Source organism: Paenibacillus sp. FSL K6-1096 (assembly GCF_037977055.1).
GTDB lineage: Bacteria > Bacillota > Bacilli > Paenibacillales > Paenibacillaceae > Paenibacillus_AQ.
The window spans coordinates 6,290,336-6,309,905 of record NZ_CP150274.1; the positions used below are offsets into that span (position 1 = coordinate 6,290,336).

Genomic DNA, 19,570 nt, shown 5'->3' on the forward strand with positions numbered 1-19,570 from the left:
ATTTAATTATGGAAAAAGCACTTGTTTTGGAAGCGGTAAAGGAAATCTATGGGCAATCTTTAAGAGATAAATTTGACCCGAAAGCTATTGATGAAGATACGGATTTGGTAGAGGCTATTGGTCTAAATTCAATAGAAAGCATTGAGATTCTAGTAAGAGTTGAGGAAAAGTTCGGAATAGAGGTTTCCGATGAAGACTTGAACGTGGAGTTGGTAAAATACTTGTCAAGTATTACTGAATATATTGAAAAGAAATTAAATGATTGAATTAATGTTAAGGAGGGAATTATGCCTAAAAAAAAGGTTGTTATAACTGGCGGTGCTGGTTTTGTCGGGGTCAATTTAGCCATTTATCTTTATAAGCATGGTTATGAAATTGTGTTGGTTGACATTGCTGATCAATTTCGGAGACTGGAACTAATTAGACAAGACATTCATTTCGAATCGATATTTATAGATTTATCCAAAGATTTAATTAAGCTTCCCGAAGACACGGATTGTATTATTCATCTTGCTGCATTACCCCATGTGGATTATTCCTACTACTATCCTGAGAACACTTTACGAAACAACATATTAAGTCTAACACGGATATTAGATACCGCAGTTAAGATGAAGCTACCTGTTTTTTTTAGCCTCATCTGTAGAGGTATACGGGGGGGAAAGCAACGAAGACTATGATGAAACTGATCGGATTAAGCCCGTCTCTCCCTATGGCGCTTCGAAAGAAGCTTGTGAAGCAATTGTTTATTCATACCAAAGGTGCTTCAATTTGAAGGCTAGTGTGTTTAGATTAACTAATTTGTATGGGCCGTTTCAGTTACCTGACAGAATTATTCCTAGAGTAATTACCCGATTAATTAGCGAGTATGATCTGGATATCGAAGGAAATTATATTAGAGATTTTGTTTATGTTGAAGATGCTGTACAAGCAATTAAAATGATTATGGAGAATAAATGTTTTGATCAGATTCATAATATATCCTCTGGAATTGGAAGCTCGATCTCAGAAATAGCGGAAAAGCTGATCAGTATTAATCGAAAAAATTCAACTATTGAACAAGTTTTGAGCAGGGAAAATAATCAAAGAGGTAAAAGATTGGTTATCAATGCAGGTAAGATTAAGGAAAATTTAGGCTGGTTTCCTGCTACTTCAATGGAAAAGGGACTTGAGCTAACCTACCAATGGTTTAAAAGCAATAAAGAATGGCAGAACCAATTCGAATACTGTTACCAAAGTGACAGGCATTCAATGAATTTTGTAGTGGATTGTATCTTTAATAAACCAGCAAAGGCCGTAGTTAGGTCTGAAGAGGATTATGGGAAGGATGCAGACGATAATGATTAAGCCTAAGGTTGCTTTAATTACAGGATCGGCCAAAGGTATTGGAAGAGCAATCGTGAGAAAATTAGCGATGGATGGTTTTGATATAGGGCTCAATTATCATACAAGTGCATCCGAAGCAGCAATATTAGCTGAAGAGATAGAGTCCATGGGGAATAGAGTGAAACTTATAAAGGCAGATATTACAAAAATAAATGAAGTGAAATTTATGTTTGAAGAAGTAATAAATACGTTTGGTGGAATAGACTTGCTTATAAATAATTCAGGAGTTTTTTATGAATCCATCTTGCCTATGCAGAATCTCGAGAAAGTCGAGGAAATGCTGGATGTGAATTTAAAAGGATATATTTATTGTACTAAAATAGCTTTGGGAAAGATGATTAGATACCGAAAGGGGAAAATTATTAATATTTCCTCTGTAAGTTCAATAAAAGCTTTATATGCCCAAAGTGTATACAGCGCCACCAAAGGAGCAATTAACTCACTGACCAAGACTATAGCTTTGGAAGCTGCACCCTATGGTATTCAAGTGAATGCAATAGCACCGGGTTTCATAGAGACAGGGATGTTAGATTCATTACCTGAAAAAGAACGGAACCGTTATCTGGAGACGATTCCCTTAAACCGCTTTGGTTCACCTGAGGAGGTAGCGGAAACAGTAAGCTTTCTTGCAAATGATAAAGTAACGTATATTACCGGACAAGTGATCGTCATTGATGGAGGTATAAGTATTTAAAATACCAGTTGAGCTGAAGAGTGAGTCTTCAAGCTTTTGTCTTTGCGATATGTATACCAATTTTAATGAAATAATGATTAGGAGGACTCGAAATGATTTCAAAACTCAATAAAGTATTAATTGATACCGCAAAAGAGAATGTTGCTGGTGGTACTGACAGTACGATGAGACTTTTACCTTATCAGCTCCCATTAGTAATAAGTAAATCAGAAGGGATCCGTGTATGGGATGTGGAAGGCAAAGAATTAATTGATATGAACATGGGATATGGTCCTTTGCTATTTGGTCACCGCTCTAGAATAGTAACAGACGCAATAAAAAAAGAGCTTGAATTAAGAGGAACTGTTTTAGGTTTTATCCATGAATTATCTTCCGAAGTTGCATTGTTAATCAAAAAATCTTTCCCTTCTATCGACCTCATCCGATTCTCTTCTTCAGGGACTGAAGTGGCCCAAACTGCTGTGCGGTTAGCTCGTGCCTACACCAATAGAACTAATATTGTAGTTTTTGAAGGTCATTATCATGGTTCATCTAATGCTGTATTTCATAAATATCATGCTGAGATAGCGGATATAGAAAGTCAACCGTCATATAATGCTATTCCAGGTACAGAGGGAATGGGTGGAGAACCGCAAAACATTTTTGTGCTTCCATGGAATAATTTAAACCTGTTAAAGACATTTTTCGAGGAAAAAGGAGAGACAATTGCTGCAGTTATTATGGAGCCTGTGATGGGCAATGCAGGTGTCATTGCTCCAAAGGATGGATATCTTCAAGGTGTCCGCAAACTGACACAAGATTATGGATCATTGCTTATTTTCGATGAAATCATTAGCGGATATAGGGTTGCACGCGGAGGTGCCCAAGAAAGATATGGTGTTCAAAGTGATATCACACTTTTATCTAAAGCCATGAACGGGGGAGTTCCCATTTCAGCCATCGGCGGCCGCAGAGAAGTCATGAATTTACTCGTTGAAGGGAGAGTGTTCCATGGCGGTGTGTACTCGGGAAATCCTATGTGCCTTGCAGCAACATTAGCAGTACAGCAGGAATATGACACTAATGGAGAGTGGATATATAGCACTCTAGAAGATAATAGCCGATATTTGTGTACAGAATTACTGCAGATCTTTAAGACGGCGGGCATTCCTGTTTCAGTGCAAAATGTAGGAGCTATGATCAGTCTATCATTTGTAGAAGAAGGTTTTACCCAAAGATTTGAAGATTACAGAGAAATTAAAAAATTCACAAATAAGGATAAGTATATAAAATTTCAAAACGAGCTTCAAATAGAAGGCGTGTACATCCATCCAAATCAGTTTGAGCCATGGTATCTATCCACATTACATACAACAGAGCAATTGGATATAGTTCTTGAGAAAATGGACAAGGTTATTCGCAGAATAAATTGGAGTTCCATGGATTCAGTTAAATTGCATTCAAGAGTGTAAGGTAATAGCTGAAAGCTGGAGATGAGGAATATGATAAATGATTTGATGACTAAGAAAAATAATGATGAAGTAATAATGAATTGGGAACGGTTCTCCGGCGCTATTGATTGCGGAGCAAGCGGTAGAGTATGGAATTCGGATGAACTTATAAAATTATCGAAGTCTGTTGCGGATAGTTTTATGGATAAGGGTTTAGAAAAAGGAGATATCGTCGCTGTTCTATTAACTAATACCGTCTCCTTTCCAATTGTCTTAATGGCACTGCTCTATCTGCAATGTAACCCTTTGTTGCTGCATGGCTCCAGCACTAACGCTGAGTTTGACCGGGGAATAAGTGGAGCTCCCGTAAGATTTGTGGTTCATGAAAGCATGGAAAATGTATCTAAATATATACCACGTTCAAATGAGGAAACGTTATTAGAATACACAATTGGAAAGGTCTCATTTCAACTTTCTGAGGTAGGCTCCTATACCGGCACAAGTTCCGGATTACAAGGCTCAATTTTACATCTAACATCCGGAACTAATAATCACCCTAGAATCTGTATCAGAAATCAGAGGGTTGCCATTGCAGAGGCGATAAATTATACCTCCACTATTGATATCTACTCAGAGGCTCGAGTTAATGTCACCACGCCTTTAAGCCATGCATTTGCGTATGGATTTGGGTTAATGTCTTCAATTATCACGAACAGCACTATGGTAATTGACCCTGTTTTTAATCCTAAAAAGGTGATTCGTGGTCTGATAAATAATCCTTGTGATATTTTAACTGTAGTTCCACCGATGGTGGGCATTTTCACCCGTCTGAAGCAAAATAATGAAGACATCAAACTGGCCCGGGCTGCTTTCTATGCTGGTACAGTTTGTGATCCCCAGACAACGGCTAATTTCGAGGAAAGCTTCAGAATTAATCTTTATTCTATTTACGGCAGTACTGAGACTGGAGCGATATCTACTAACTATCATTGCGGAACAAAGGTAGACGGAGTTGGCTACCCGTTACTCAACACGGGAATTAGAATTGATAATAGCTTGAATTACAAGGGGTTAGGGAATGGAGTAGGAGAAATTTACGTGAAATCAGACTCTATGATGCAAGGATATTATTTGCAGGATGATGATAACCCAAGAGAAATTGAGTATTTTCCGACTGGTGATGTGGGTAGACATTCAAATCAAGTGATCTCAATTTTGGGAAGAGTGACTGATTTCATAAATATTAATGGATTTAAGATAGATCCTAATGAAATTGAAGAAGTAGTGTTAAGTTATGAGGGAATACTAGATGCAGCAGTGTATCCAGGCAGGTCAAGTAAAGGTGATGAAGTGGTATTATGTGCTATCTGCACCGACAAAAATATCAACATTGAAATTATTGAATTGAAGCAACACTGTGAAGCCAAGTTAAGTAACTATAAATTGCCGAAATATTTCTGGATTCTAGATAACTTGCCACGTACTGGATCAGGAAAATGCCTTAAACGAGAACTTCCAGGCCATTTCAGCCGTTATTAAAATGAAGATGGGTGATTGTAATAGACAAAGAACAAGTCATAGAACGCTTGAAAGAATTGTTAATAGAGATTGGTGAGTTGGATGTTCAGCCCGAAATGATTAATACGCATACTAGCAACATAGCGCTTGAATATAGTCTGAATTCCATCCTTATCATGGAGTATCTTTTGAGAATAGAGGAAGTATTTGATATTGAGATCGGTGATGATGATTTAAACGGTAGGCTACTTAATAACTTTGAAGACCTATCAACTTATATAATGAAGAAACTCTAATGATGATAACAAGCATTCCAAGCCCGAAGTCCTTGTAATTATTCCATTATTAGTATGACATTTCTAAGTTAAAAGAAGGTGGTGATTAGAATGGCTAAATTAGCGTTTGTTATTCTTTACACAAAACGGTATTCCATGGCGCAAGAACATCTGGGAGTAAATTATTTGGCAGCCAGTTTAAGAAGAGATGGCATTGAAGAAAGATCATTCCATTTTTTAGAAGGAGATGACCTTGAAAATATAATAGAAATGTCCGAATACAAGCCAGACATTATCGCTTTAACTCTTAATTATATGCCTATAAGTAGAATTATAAATATTACTCGCCAAATAAAAAAGAAACTTCCTGATTGTCATATTACTTCAGGAGGTTCAGCTGTCAATTTCAATGAAATTGAGCTATTGAAGAAATTTATTCATCTGGACTCGGTAATCAGTGGGGAAGCAGAATCAATAATAAGCGCTTTTACTTATACTTTGATAAATGGAAAAACTTTGGAAAATATCCCGAGTGTTACTTGGAGGGATAAAGATGGGATATTGCATAAAAACCCTTACGCTGAGGCAATCAAAGATTTAGATCAAATCCCATTTCCTCTGAGAAGAAATATTCGAAATGATAGCGGTACACTTACATTTAATTTTACCGGAGCAAGGGGATGTACGGGTAAATGTAGTTTTTGTGTGACTACAGCTTTACGCAATTGTGGAAAACAAGGATTTTGGAGGGGGAGATCGGTTGAGAATATAGTAGATGAACTGGAACAGATTGTGCTTCAGTTCCCAACTGAAATACCACCTGTGTTTGACTTTACAGATCCTACCTTTGAAGATCCGGGTGTGAGAGGAAAGAAAAGAATAAGGCAGCTTACAAAAGAAATTATCAAAAGAAAACTTAATATCAGACTAAGAGTCTTTTTACGTGCGGAAAACTGGAGCGATGAAGATAATGAATTAATTCAACTTTTAGTGGATGCAGGTGTTGAAGATATTTGTACCGGAACGGAAGCAGCTAGTGCACATGACATAGGACTTTATCGGAAATATAAGAAAATGGAAGACACTCATAGAATAATTGAAAGGTTTAAAGAAGCAGGTATCTACATTGTGCATGGATTTATTATGTATAATCCCTACAGTACCTTCGAAGACCTTCGTGTTAACGCTAAGTTTCTCTATGAAGAAGCTCTAGGAGACAATTTGCTTAAATATACATATTATTTGCAACTCTTTAGCGGGACAGAAGCATTTAACCAAGTGAAGCGGGACGGATTACTGATTTCCGAAGATTTTGTTGATCAGGAAGGCATAATTGATTGTATGGGAATGTATGAATATACATTCAAAGATCGAAAGGTTGAGTACTTAGCGAAAAGAATTTATAAGCTACGGGAAGATTATCTTGAACTGTTGGAAGCTTACGAACATGAACATTTTTTTTTCACAAAAGTTTACTATAGACTAAAACGTATATTTCCTGAGATTTTGCATATTCCCGTAATCCAAGAACTTTATGAGCTGCTACAAGTTTTACGAAATGATTTGAATGAGCTGAATTACAGTAATTATATTGAGATAATAACTTTTGTTGAAAAAGATGATGTGGAGATCTCAGATAACTATCTGAACAATTGGATTAATCAAATGGTTGTATACTTTGATGAAATTAAAGGTATTCAGCATAAATTGATATTTCAATTAAAGAAAATAGATATTAAAAGAAAAATCGGTGAGAAGCTTCCTCTCTATATTTAAATCTGTCTATTAGTTTACAAGCATTATGATACAACTGTTCAGGACTTCCAGATGAATATTTAGGAGGAATTGGGAATTATGTTGATAGTGGTAATTACCGGGGGGCATGACATATGGAAACAATGGTGAGTAACCAATGATTTCTGATCTGGCTGATGGATACTACCTTTCTGTGTATTGTTGTATTTCACCGTTTTGCAATATTATGACGGACTCCCACAGACACGACCAAAATATTTCATTATGGAGAAAAGATGCCCCAACAATTCGCTTAATCCATCTTTGGGAATTAGAAAGGATTACAGGAAATAAACATCATGCAGTCTCTTTTTTTCAAAAAAAGATTTATTGCATTTATTCAGAAATTGCATGGAACATACTCTCTTATCCTTGAGGATATGAATGCTATATTCGGTGCCCTAGAATGTTCTAGGGTTGGTGATTACCATTATGTTTTAGTTATTCCTAAATATTAATATAATTCCATAGCTCATTTGTTTTCATCGATGATTCTGGACACAGATATTTTCTACAATCAAAAAATCATTGTAATATCGTTGGATGATGAATCAGATATTGTAACAGATCCGTTTGCAAGTCAGAAATATATGTTCATTGGAGCATATTCAGAACGGGGAGTTGTTTCTTATGTTCCTGTGTATTCACTAAGACTATAATGGTCTACCGCCCGCGGAATATTCAATCTTGAAGAGGGAAGTCTCATGGCATTAGCCCTATGCATCCAAAAGTAAATCACTTGAAGATTTCGCTGGTTAACAAGAAGAATTAATATTTCCGGGAATGATGACCGATTTGATGTCATCACTTATATTTCATTCATCGCAGAAACGATTTTTTCTTATACCTGCATAGCCTTTCGATAAAAGATTACTTTTTTTATAAAAAAACACCTAGTGTATCAAGCCTTAACATAAAAATGGAGACATGTGTTTAATCAATCAAAAAAATAAATAAAACGGTAAAAAAAATATTAAAAGCTCCCCTTCACAATAATAGACAATTGAAGCTGAGTTTATTTTTAGTGTTGATCTTGTGCCTGCGAAGCTGCAGTATGAATAAGGAGGTTCTTGGTTGTTTATGAAAACACTTACGCCTAATATCTACAAATTAGAGATTGATATTACTTTTAAGTGTACATTAAAGTGTTTCAACTGCAATCGTGGATTATCGATTGTAGACGGTAGGGAGGAAGAAAATATGTCTTTAACCCAATTCTCGAAGTTTATAGCTCAATCTATTGAAAACCAACATTTATGGAAACAGATAAGAATAATGGGAGGGGAGCCTACCATTCATCCCCATTTCGATGAAATTGTTGAAAGACTATATCTATATAAGACAAAGTTTAACAGAAATCTAGATTTAATAGTAAGTACGAATGGTAAATCTAAACACACCAAACAAAAAATAGAATATATAAAAAATCGTTTTCCTGACATATTAATAGAAAATACAGCAAAAGAGAACAAATACATTGATAATTTCACCTTATTTCACGTGGCTCCTAAAGATTTGGATATGTATGATAACCATACCTACGCAGGTTGTTGGGCAACAATGAAAAACGGGCTGGGACTTAACTTTTCAGGGTTCTATCCTTGTAGTGTTGGCGGCTCCATTGCCAGATTGTTTAATTATGATATAGGAATTAAAAATATTAATGAAATAAATATAAATAACCTGGTTAGGATGTACGAACAATTATGTTCCCTGTGTGGCATGTATCACAATATTAAAGTGGATCCCGATCGTATTGAGTCAGTTATTTCCCCTTCATGGGAAAAACTAATAGAACTTTTGAAAAAGGATAAGTTAGTTATAAATAGATTTTGACAAAAGTTTTTGATTGATAGCGGCTGTACGTTGAAGATTGATTATGAAATAACCCAATGTACTAGAGGGTAGAAGGATTTACCTTCGAAAGTGTGAGCATATAAAAATAATCTCTGTAAAAATAAGGATGGAATATAAACTGAATATTGCTCCACATTTTGGTAAGTCTTTGTTATTAAACTCTTTATACTTCTGCTTACAGACGATGTTTCAGCTGTTTTTGTTCCGAATGAAGGGCCATCTCGGTCTCAATCTGCTCTAAGGCGCGGTCTTTGGTCTCGATGACTACGAAGCGGACGAAGAAGAGACTCAGGAACAGATAAAGCCAAGACCGAGAAGATGACTCCGAAGGTCAACTGGTGAGAGAACCTGTCCGACGGCGAGAAGCAGCGTCTGGCGCTGGCCCGGGTGTTGCTCCGCAAAGGGCGGTTATGGCTGCTGGATGAACCTACCTCTTCGCTGGATTATGTAACGGAAGAGCGCGTGTTGACCCATCTCCACGAACAGTCCGCCGGAGACACTTTACTGCTCATATGCCACCGGCTTACTGGACTGGAGGGGATGGACAAGATTATCGTCATGGAGCAGGGCAGGGTGATCGAAACAGGTTCATATGCGGAGCTGATGGAGCAAGAGGGCTATTTGTACCGGATGAAGCAGATTGAGCTGCAAATGGTTGGCGGGCAGTAGGCTATAGAATTTCAATTCTAGAACAATCCCGATATGACACCAAGCATATCAGGATTGTTTTTTTGTCTGGTTAAACCTTTAATTTGACGGGTTGTAGATTTACAGGAATATAGTTATATTTTAGAAAATACAGGAAGGAGAAAATGAATGAAATTATGCCCAAGCAAGCCATAAAATCCATCGCCATTTTATTCAAATATGCGCCTTATGTAATCATCTTGAAGTTATTACAGATCCTGCTGCTTGCTCTGACCACTCCGCTGACGCTATACATAACACAGCATCTGATTGATTCTTTACAAGGTTATATGAATAATAGTATTCCGCTGAATCAGCTTGTCCAATGGGGAGCAGCTTTGGTAGCTACCTTGCTCTTGACAGCGAATAGCACCTTCATTGATAGCATGATTACCCTACGCTTAAGGAGTAAGCTGAACAAGGATTTTATGGAAGAGATTGTGCAGAAATTTGACCGGATAGAATACTCCTGTTTTGAGGATTCGAAGGTACAGGATCATTTGAATAAGATCGGGAATCACCCGGATGAAAAGATTCTGGAGGTACTGATTCAGACCTTAACGATGATATCGCAGCTTGTCAGCTTAGTGAGCTTGATGGCTATCTTTTTACAGGTGTCGGTCTGGTTTACTGTGGCATTCCTGGCAATCTTCACACTAATGGTGGTACTGAACTTCAAAGCAATGAAAATGATGAACGGGCTGTTTACCAGCCAATCCCGGGATGAGCGTGAATTATCCTATCTGGGGGGACTGCTAAGTGACAAAAGACCCTTGCTAGAACTCAAGGTATTTGGTGCGGTCAAATATATCCAGAGTAAATGGAAACAAAAATCAGAAAAGGTGCTAAGAGAGCGGTTGTTGACTACGATAAAGTCTCATCGCTATTTTGCTGGCAGCAGCTTCTTGCTTCTGATGTGGATAGGATTAGTAATCTTTGAGCTGATCCATGGAGTCATGGAACGGCGGGTTTCTGTGGGGTTGTTCGTTTCTTTGGTTGGAGCATCCGGCAGTATTTTGGGAATTGCAGATGACCTGTCATTGCTATTCTCCCGGCTGTCTCATCGTTGTATGGAGATTATGCATTATGAAATGTTCATGCAGCTTCCAGAGCGGAAAATGGCAACTGTATCCGAGCATCCGGCATCTGCCGACTCTGAACCTTATCCATTCATAGAATTTAGAGATGTCTGTTTTACATATCCGGGGACTGCAGAGCAGGTGCTGAAGAAGGTCTCCTTCACCATTCATCAGCATGAACATATTGCTTTGGTCGGAGGGAATGGGGCCGGTAAATCGACAATTGTAAAGCTGTTAATGAAGCTATATGTTCCAGATCGCGGAGAAATATTGATATATGGTGTACCTTTGAACCGGATCAGTCAAGAAAACCTTAGAAACAGTATGGGAATTATCTTTCAGGATTATGGCAAGTATTCATTGACTCTTCGGGAGAATATCGCTTTTGGTAACATAGCCAAAATAGGAAATGACAATGACCTTAGAGTTGCTCTGACCAAGGCAGCACCAGATGGATTTCTATCTGATTTGGATACGGCTTTAGGGAAGATTGCAGAGAATGGTATAGATCTGTCCGGAGGACAATGGCAGAAGATAGCCATGGCCCGTGCCTATTTGGCAGATTGCCCCTTCATGATTATGGATGAACCGACGGCGGCATTAGATCCGGTGGCTGAAAGTGAATTGTACGCAACTTTTAGAGATATGATGGGTGAAAAGGGTTGTTTATTTATCTCTCATCGATTGGCGAGCGCCAGATTCTCTGACCGTATCTTAGTGCTACAAGACGGTGCTATTGCGGAAGACGGAACTCACGAACACTTAATCAGTCAGAAGGGTATGTATGCAAATCTATGGAGCAAGCAAAGCTCTTGGTATAGGGACAGTGATGACTATGAAGGATAAATACACACCGCTGGTGATTGTGTTAAGAGTGTACAAACAAACCTTAAAGGCTGCTCCCTGGTCAGGGATTTTGTCTCCGCTGTATTATTTGCTTGAGAGCATTTTTCCTGTGTTTATAACTATTATATCAGCCAGACTTTTTAATGGAATTTACGCTTACTCCCAAGGCAGAACGGAGGCGGAGCCTCTTTTTTTCTACGGGGGAGCTCTGCTGGCAGGCTATGTAGTGAAGCAGATCCTTCAGTTTATATCTAATATCACAATCAATGCCGGAGTTTATGAACGGTGCACGGATTATCACAAACAGGCCATTGCTCATAAGAGTTCCCGGTTACCGCTAATCCTGTATGAGGACTCCGAGACTATGAACATCAAAGCTAGAGCTACGGACTGTGTAAACCGTGAAATTTTAAGTCAAATTTATATGTCATCTGCGGTATTTGCTACAAGCGCTATCAGTATTATTTCATTGGTGTCTGTGCTGGCCAGCTACAATCTGCTGTTTATTCTGTTGTCTTTGTTGACAGTCATCCCCTACTTTATCGCTAGAAGGCTGCGTGGTAAGGATTTCTATGCACTAAAGAAGAGACAAACCACACGAGTCCGCTATAGGGATTACTTGTGGGAAATGTTCAATGATAAGACAGCAGTGAAAGAAATGCGAACCATGGGGTTCGACCAGTACTTAAGAGAGCGATTTAAAGAAACGAGAGTTGAGATCGATAAGGAGTTATGGGAATTCAGTAAAAAGGATGCCTTATCTTTGCTATTCTGCGATACGATTCGTGTCATTGGTTATACGGCGAGTGTTGTTCTCGCACTGGTCCTAACCATATCAGGTAAGATTAACATAGGCTTGTTCGGAGCAAGCATTGGGGCTTTCTTATCTGTGCAGAATGAAACGAAGAAGTTCTTAATGGATCTGGGCAGCCTTCCTGAGAAAATAGCTTTTGCCAAAGACTACTATACTTTTTTGGACTTAACAGAAGAACAGAAAGGCTCTGTGCAAAAAAAGGGACTGAGCAACAGCATAAGACTGGAGCAGCTTGAATTTACTTATCCCAATGCAGCTGCCAAAATGATTAAAGGCATTAATCTGGAAATTCATAAAGGTGAGAAGATAGCGGTTATAGGAGAAAATGGAAGCGGGAAAACCACGCTCTCGAAGTTGATTTTGGGGTTATACCCCGTTCAGCACGGAACAGTTACTTATGATGGAGAAGCGCTAACGGGGCTTGATCAGGAGGCGCTCTTCCAAATGATCTCTATCATTCCACAGGATTTCATGAGATATTCACTAACTCTTAGAGAGAATATCTGTATCTCGGATCTGGGCAGAACTAATGTTGACCGTGATATCTTGGATGTGCTGGCAATGGTTGATCTGGATATTGACCCCGCCGGGCTCGATCGTACACTAGGGAGAGAATTCGATGGACTGGAGCTTTCAGGCGGACAATGGCAGAAGCTCTCCATTGCGAGGGGGTTATTCAAGAAGAGTGAGATTATCGTGATGGATGAGCCGACTAGCGCACTGGACCCGCTGATTGAGAATCAGATCCTGATGAATTTCCTTACAGTAGCTCAAGGTAAGACTGCAATTATCGTCTCCCACCGCACAGGTTTGTGCCGTCATGTGGACAGAATTGTAGTGATGAAGGCCGGTGAGATCGTCGAAGTCGGCAGCCACAGCGAGCTGATTCAGAGAGACGGCGAGTATACAAGGCTGTATACAACGCAAGAGCAGTGGTACGTCTAGGTTTGGACAGAACGAGACAACCGATACCTGCCCGCAGGCATGCCATAGTGTGTCTTAAAAGCGGAGCAAAATTGCTCAAGCGATGAGTAGCCGACCGATTCTGCGATATGGCTGATGGTCATGGCGGTCATGGTCAGGTAATGAGCCGCTGCATTTAACCGGGCTATGGTACGCTTCTGAGTAAACGTCATGCCGTAGAATTGCCTGATCGTTCTTTCCGTCTGTCTGACGCTCAAGCCCAAGGTGTCCGCCAGTGCCTGTACAGTAATGAAGCGGTATTGGTACAGAAAGCTGTGTTCGATGGTAGTCAGCCGGGTGTCGTCGAGCGTCTGCAGCGGTGCCCGTGAGACGGAGCCGGCCGGCTGGTCACCCGTATAATTCCGGATGAGCTTGATGACAATCTGTTCAAGAATCGTGCTTATATACCGGTGATAGCCGATGAATCTGCGGGTAGTTTCCATGGATAGCTGCTCGAACAGCGGCATCAGGTTTTGGGTATCCTGGCCGATCCAGAAGGGTGTCTGTACGAATGCTCCGGTAATGAGATCAAGCTCCTGATCCCGGGCAGGCTTGTGTTCAAGCAGCTCGAAGCAGACACAATACTCCGACATAGGGTCCGAGGGATTCGTAATCTGCTCATGGACGACATCAGGTCCTGTCATGAACAAGGTGCCGGGGACAATCGGATAACTGTGCCCGTTTGCGATCAGCGTACCCTGCCCCTCGGGGATATAATGCAGCTCATAGCTTCGTTTGCTGTGGATATGCTCGGGAAAAGAACGGTGAAATGTGCCGGATAGCATATATGCCACATTCAATGCCAGCTCTCCGACAGTAACCTTAAGATTCATATTCTCCAGGTGGATCGGCGGTAAATTCATGCGCTATCCGCTCCTCATTCAAGGCTGTGCACCCATTATAACAGATCTGCGAAATTGCGACATGCGAAGCGGGAATCTGTCGTTCCTGTGAATGCCGCTTGAAGCCAGGTCTTCTTTATAATAATAGTCACATGAAGGGGAGGGAGAACATTAGCATGAAGAAAGAGCTGCAATCTGTACGCCTCTATGAAAAAGGAAATTACGTCCGCACTTATACGGAGATTCCGGCGTCCGATCCCGGCCGGGCGTGGCGGGACGGAATGGTCAGCGGAAACGGGGAGAACGGATATGTCACGTCGGGAGCGCCGTATGCGGACAGCTTTATTTTTCAAAATATGTGGTTCAACTATCCGTCCGGCGACCCGCGGGTGATCCCGGAAGAATTGACAGGACAGCTTGCCGAGGCCAGGAGGAATGTCTTCCAGCTTAATGATCAATGGAAGATTACGTTTGCGGACGGGACCACCAGGGCAAGAACCTTTCTCTACAGCTATCATCCGGGGCACCAGCTCCGGTTAAGCATCATGAATAAGGGAACCATGTCCGGCTATGAAAGATGGACAAACTATGAGACGGCGGAAACGGGCGTGCGTTATTCCGATGAAGGCGGCGAGTGGATTCGAACCTCTTTTACGTCCAGGGAAGACAATTTATCGATTACGAAGATCTCACAATCGTCTACAGGCAGCAAGATCAACATGATCCTTTCAATAGATGACATTTCGGGGATGTACAAAGCGCAGGATGGGGCGACCGAGGTGACGGCACTCCAATATAAGAAGCTGGTTGATCCGAATGCGAACTATATCGCACAGGTGGCCCATTACCCGTCTTATCCGGGCAGCGAGCTGGCCGATGGCGGGTACGCCGGACTGACTCAGGTTGTGGTCGTTAACGGAACCCGGAAAAGAGTGCTGCTTGCGGACACGAATGAACCGATGAATGTTGGAGAAGAACAGAATCCGGCGATTCAAGTGACCGGTGCAGAAGCCGTGTATTTAATTACCCAATCGGACCGGACCTTTGATCTGGGGAAGATAAGTGATTTTGCAGGCCAGACACGCTACGCAATTGTTGACGGTCTCTATCAGAATACGAATGCTATTGCGGTAAAATATCAGGACGTATCGGGCGTATTCGATTACGATGCGGCTCTTGCGCCTCATACCCGGAAGCACGCCGCAGAATTTAACGCTGTACGTTTCTCTCTTGCAGGCGATGAGGAGGACAAGTCCGCAGACAATGTGACGTTGATCAGCGCGCAGAAGGCATCCCGAACGGGAATCCATCATGCTTTTATGGAGCAGGTGTACAATCAGGGGCGATATGCCTTGATCTGCTGTAGCGGGTCAAGCGCGCCTCGGCTGTACGGCATGTGGACCGGAGAATGGAATCCGGGCTGGCGCGCCATCTACACCCTTGACGCCAACGTAAATTTGCAGGTCTCTCCGATGAATACAGGCCATTTGACGCTTGCCCAGCCCGGGTATATCACTTTCTTTTTGCGGAATACGCCCGATTTCGAATACAATGCGCGGATGGCCTACGGGATGCATGATGCGCTTCAGGTATCGGTCAATTCGGACATCGACCGCGGGATGCATGTGGAGTATGACAACGACTATCCGTTTCAATATTGGAATGCCGGGGCAAGCTGGTGTCTGCTTCCTATTTTCGAATATTGGCAGTGCTACGGCAACCAGCAGATCCCAATCAATGCTTACATGAGAATCCATGAACTGAATCCGATTCTGAGCGTACGCGACGGGGGGCTGACGGATGAAGAATTCGCAGAGCTGCTCGGCAGGGGGTATTTGGATTTAGAGCAAGATATCCTGCTTCCGCTGTTGACCAAGCAGGCTAATTTCTGGGAGCAGCTCTGTACGCCGGAGTACTATACGGATGTTAACGGCACAGCGTGCTATGAGCAAGGGAAGACGGAGCTGCATCCGGGCGAGAAGTATCTGCTCATCCCTACTTATTCGCCGGAGAATCATCCGGTCGGTTATAACAGCACGCTCACGGCCAATGCCAGTATGGACATTTCAGCAGCAAGGGACGGACTGGGTATGGTCATCACCCTGGAGCGGGCGGTTAAGCGTAACGGATATGAAGCGGCGGTCGCCAGGTGGGAAGCGTTGCTTGCGCTGCTGCCGGATTACAAGGTGGACAAGGACGGCGCTTTGCGCGAATGGGCGATGAACGAATATACGGAGAACAACGACCACCGCCATTTGAGCCATCTCTACCCGGCCTGGCCGGCCTATGAGACGCAGAACGATGCAGAGCTTGCGAGAGCTGCTGTTACCGCGATGGAGAACCGCAACAAATACAATACGTCAGACGCCACGGCGGGGCACGGCTGGATGCACAAGGCGCTGGTCTGCGCGCGGTTAAAGGACGGGAACGAAGTGGCCGCTTCGCTTTTGCCGATGATGACGGATTCCGGTTACTATGCCTCGCTGATGACGGACCACGATACGAACGGGAGAAATGACTGTTATTGCACGGATACCTTATTCGGTACGGTGGGAGCTGTAAATGAGGCGTTGCTGTTCTCCAATACGGGTGAAATTGAGGTGCTTCCGGCCCTGCCCTCCGAATGGCAAGCAGGCTCCATACACGGATTGATGGCCAGAACCCGGCTGGAGGTCAGCGCTTTAACATGGGATCTTGTAGCCAAAACGGTGAGCGTTACCCTGGAATCCCTGACCGATGCCAACGATATCATATTGAAATCGGGCATTCCTTGGACTAAAGCAACGGTCAACGGGGAAAAGGCCATGGCGCATGGAGAGGGAGCGGGGAAATATCTCCGCTTGACGTTGAGTTCGGGTGTTGCTGTTACTGTTGAATTTACGTTGTGTGGTTAAGGTCGAGGGGGCGTATACTATTACTGGAGGGGAGTAGCAATATGATCAATACGATAGAGGCAAAGCCTGCCAGACGCTCGGATTATCATTCCTTAGAGGAAGGCCAGAAAAACATCAAGTTTGCCGATCTAATAATAGATGGGAGATCGCTATACCAAAGGCTGATGAAGCACGATATGGTTCCTTCCCTAGGCTGGATGAGCACAGAGTGCCAGCGAGAGATGATTGATTATTTTCTGCTTAGAAAACCGCATGATACGATGGGATGCCGCTACCCCCTCATGGTATGCTCGTGGTGCGGCGATGAGGAGTGCGGATTTATCTCTGTCAGGATAGACAAGGTGAATGATATTGTTAGCTGGAGTGACTTTCGCCTGGAGCACGGGATGACCAAAATAAATATCGGTCCATTTCATTTTGAGTGGGACCGTTATGAAAAAGTAATTAATAGTACCTTTGGAGTGGCGGGCATCCAATAACCGGGAGATGAAACTGTGACGGGCAGGGATACGTATCTGAGGTAGGTCAGACTTATTATACGGAGGATATGAATCATGAAACAGCTCTACATCAAACAAAAAGTATTCAGCATAGGCGAGAAGTTCACGGTGAAGAACGAGCGGGAGCAGGATGTGTACTACGTGGAGGGCAGCTTCATGCGGATTCCCAAGACGTTCTCGATTATGAATGCAGGCGGAAGGGAAGTCGCGTTAATAACGAAGAAGGTGTTCAGCTTGCTGCCCCGGTTCTTTGTGGAAGTGGGTGGCCGTGAGGTGCTGACGATTCAGAAGGAGCTGTCGTTCTTCAAGGCGCGCTATTCGATTGATTCGGCGGATATTGAGGTGCACGGGAACTGGTGGGACATGGATTTCCAGGTCTTGCAGCGCGGGGCGGTCGTAGGAGAAGTCAGCAAAAAGTGGTTCACCTGGGGTGACAGCTACAGCGTGCAGGTGCTGAATGAGGAGCTGGAGGCGGTCATCGTTGCGATTGTGGTCGCCATTGATTGCGTGAAGGCGGACCACCGTGCCGCTGCTTCTAATTAGTAGTTATTCTTCCGTAGACGTCCCGGACAGGTAAATATAGGTAGAAGCGGTGTCGCCTTCACTTGGTGAGATAAAGACGTCTATGGTGGTCTTCGTCTCTATCGAGCGTTCATCAGGTCCGCAGACGCTGACCGTAGCCAAGATGAGTGAGATGCCTGTTATGACAAGCAGGGCTAATTGCTTATTGGCTGCGGTATTCGGCTTGTGCCTCATGATGGACAGGATGCGCTCTTCCATAGCCTTAGCGGTAAAAGAGTTGCTTAACGGTGACCCGGAAACGCGCTTCTCTGCCATGTGAAGCAGGGCTCTGGCATAGTGCGGCTTATGCGCTGTGCCGAATGTGTTGACAACCGTCTCGTCACAGGATAGTTCAATGTCGCGGTTCAGCCGCCCGTACATATACCATACCAGCGGATTAAACCAATGCAGACAGCAGGCGGCGGCCAACAGGTATTTCAATAAGGTATCGAAACGCCGGACATGAGTGTATTCATGGGCAAGAACATAGCGGAGCTGGGCGGTATCCGACCAGTCAGTGCCGGAAGGCAGCAGAATGACTGGCTTCCATAGGCCATAGGTCAGCGGACCGGGAATTTGATCAGATTGCCGGATGGTAAGAGATCTAAGTGTCTTGTGAGAAGCTAACCAGTGCTGGATGTACTCCTGATGGACTGGCAGTGAGACTTTATATTTTTGCCGCCAGCGCCAGTGTGTACCGCAAAAATAGAAGGCTCCCGCGATTACCCCGCATAGCCAGATGCCGGTAATCAGGCGGTGGATGCCGTCCGGCAGAGCAGTCTCTGATCCTATACCAGCTATGATACCCGCTCCAGCTCCATTGATGGCAGCCGGGCCGGGCCAGCCCATAAGGGAGAACAGGCTGTACTGAAAAGGAAGCGAATACGGTACCAGCAGCCGCACCAGGACAAGGGTCCAGAGGATGACAAAAGTGAGCTTCGGCAATGTGTTACGGCCTATTGCCCGGACTCCGGCAACCGCAAGAATCAGCAGGGAAGCAGAAGCGCTCATCGCGGCGATGCCCATCTAGTTCTCCTCCTGTTCCAACAGATCCACCAGTTGCTTCAAGCGGCGGATCTCTTCTGCGGATAATATCCGGCGGTCGAGCAGAGAAGCTACCAGCTTGTCGGCGGCACCGCCGTACATTTTATCGATTAGCTCCAGCGTTTCCTGCTCCTGTGCCTGCTCCCGGGTGATCAGCGGCCGGCAGACGAAATTAGGATCTGCGCGCTGAACGGCCTCTTTCTCAATACACTTCTTGATGACGGTATAGGTGGTCGTCTTGCTCCAGCCGGTCTCCTGCTTCAGAATCTCAGCAATCCGCTTCGCCGTGGTTTCCCCGAGTTCCCATAAGATTTCCATAACCTTCAGTTCAGAATCGAACAGCTTCACAGCCATCTCCGCACACTCCTCTTTCCTTAATCAAGATT

Annotated in this window: 14 protein-coding genes and 2 pseudogenes; 13 read left to right on the top strand and 3 right to left on the bottom strand. The window is 43.1% G+C overall.

Annotated features, from left to right (window positions below; genetic code table 11):
• The first annotated feature begins 8 nt into the window (after window positions 1-8).
• The 10 genes and pseudogenes from MHI24_RS27620 to MHI24_RS27665 all read left to right on the top strand — a co-directional run bounded on the left by MHI24_RS27620 (window position 9) and on the right by MHI24_RS27665 (window position 13,325).
• Window positions 9-266 carry an acyl carrier protein gene (locus MHI24_RS27620; RefSeq protein WP_340022740.1) on the top strand — a complete coding sequence of 86 codons (258 nt, stop codon included), beginning with the start codon at window positions 9-11 and terminating at the stop codon, window positions 264-266.
• A 21-nt stretch (window positions 267-287) separates the two neighbouring features.
• Window positions 288-1,347: pseudogene (locus tag MHI24_RS27625) on the top strand (GDP-mannose 4,6-dehydratase).
• Entirely contained in the window at window positions 1,340-2,080 is a 741-nt protein-coding gene (locus MHI24_RS27630) for an SDR family oxidoreductase (RefSeq protein WP_340022741.1), read from the top strand. Before MHI24_RS27625 ends, MHI24_RS27630 begins: the two are co-directional and overlap by 8 nt.
• Window positions 2,081-2,172: 92 nt before the next feature.
• Window positions 2,173-3,531 (top strand): aspartate aminotransferase family protein, encoded by a 1,359-nt coding sequence (locus tag MHI24_RS27635; RefSeq protein WP_340022742.1) that lies wholly within the window; start codon window positions 2,173-2,175, stop codon window positions 3,529-3,531.
• A gap of 30 nt (window positions 3,532-3,561) precedes the next feature.
• Window positions 3,562-5,049, top strand: a complete 1,488-nt coding sequence (locus tag MHI24_RS27640; protein ID WP_340022743.1) for a class I adenylate-forming enzyme family protein — start codon at window positions 3,562-3,564, stop codon at window positions 5,047-5,049.
• A gap of 365 nt (window positions 5,050-5,414) precedes the next feature.
• Window positions 5,415-7,079, top strand: coding sequence for a cobalamin-dependent protein (locus tag MHI24_RS27645; protein WP_340022744.1), 1,665 nt, complete (start codon window positions 5,415-5,417; stop codon window positions 7,077-7,079).
• A 1,098-nt stretch (window positions 7,080-8,177) separates the two neighbouring features.
• The gene (locus MHI24_RS27650; RefSeq protein WP_340026817.1) at window positions 8,178-8,933 is read left to right on the top strand and encodes a radical SAM protein; all 756 of its coding nucleotides are present in this window, start codon (window positions 8,178-8,180) and stop codon (window positions 8,931-8,933) included.
• A 363-nt stretch (window positions 8,934-9,296) separates the two neighbouring features.
• Window positions 9,297-9,623, top strand: a pseudogene (locus MHI24_RS27655) (ATP-binding cassette domain-containing protein); the annotation flags it as partial.
• Between the two features lie 143 nt (window positions 9,624-9,766).
• The gene (locus MHI24_RS27660; protein ID WP_340022745.1) at window positions 9,767-11,566 is read left to right on the top strand and encodes an ABC transporter ATP-binding protein; all 1,800 of its coding nucleotides are present in this window, start codon (window positions 9,767-9,769) and stop codon (window positions 11,564-11,566) included.
• On the top strand, window positions 11,505-13,325 hold the full coding sequence (locus MHI24_RS27665) for an ABC transporter ATP-binding protein (protein ID WP_340022746.1): 1,821 nt from the start codon (window positions 11,505-11,507) through the stop codon (window positions 13,323-13,325). Before MHI24_RS27660 ends, MHI24_RS27665 begins: the two co-directional genes overlap by 62 nt.
• Here MHI24_RS27665 and MHI24_RS27670 read toward each other — a convergent pair.
• Entirely contained in the window at window positions 13,322-14,206 is an 885-nt protein-coding gene (locus MHI24_RS27670) for an AraC family transcriptional regulator (RefSeq protein WP_340022748.1), read from the bottom strand. The two genes, MHI24_RS27665 and MHI24_RS27670, sit on opposite strands and share 4 nt — an antisense overlap.
• Before the next feature lie 155 nt (window positions 14,207-14,361).
• Here MHI24_RS27670 and MHI24_RS27675 point away from each other — a divergent pair, with 155 nt between their 5' ends.
• From MHI24_RS27675 to MHI24_RS27685, 3 genes are all read left to right on the top strand, one after another.
• Complete coding sequence (locus tag MHI24_RS27675; protein WP_340022749.1) at window positions 14,362-17,079, top strand: glycoside hydrolase N-terminal domain-containing protein; 2,718 nt, start codon at window positions 14,362-14,364, stop codon at window positions 17,077-17,079.
• 41 nt (window positions 17,080-17,120) lie between these two features.
• Complete coding sequence (locus MHI24_RS27680) at window positions 17,121-17,558, top strand: oxidoreductase (protein WP_340022750.1); 438 nt, start codon at window positions 17,121-17,123, stop codon at window positions 17,556-17,558.
• A 75-nt stretch (window positions 17,559-17,633) separates the two neighbouring features.
• Window positions 17,634-18,122, top strand: a complete 489-nt coding sequence (locus tag MHI24_RS27685; protein WP_340022751.1) for an LURP-one-related family protein — start codon at window positions 17,634-17,636, stop codon at window positions 18,120-18,122.
• Between the two features lie 3 nt (window positions 18,123-18,125).
• Here MHI24_RS27685 and MHI24_RS27690 read toward each other — a convergent pair whose 3' ends face one another.
• Window positions 18,126-19,166, bottom strand: coding sequence for a M56 family metallopeptidase (locus MHI24_RS27690; RefSeq protein ID WP_340022752.1), 1,041 nt, complete (start codon window positions 19,164-19,166; stop codon window positions 18,126-18,128).
• Window positions 19,167-19,538, bottom strand: a complete 372-nt coding sequence (locus MHI24_RS27695; RefSeq protein WP_340022753.1) for a BlaI/MecI/CopY family transcriptional regulator — start codon at window positions 19,536-19,538, stop codon at window positions 19,167-19,169. It abuts the gene before it with no gap.
• Between the last annotated feature and the right edge of the window lie 32 nt (window positions 19,539-19,570).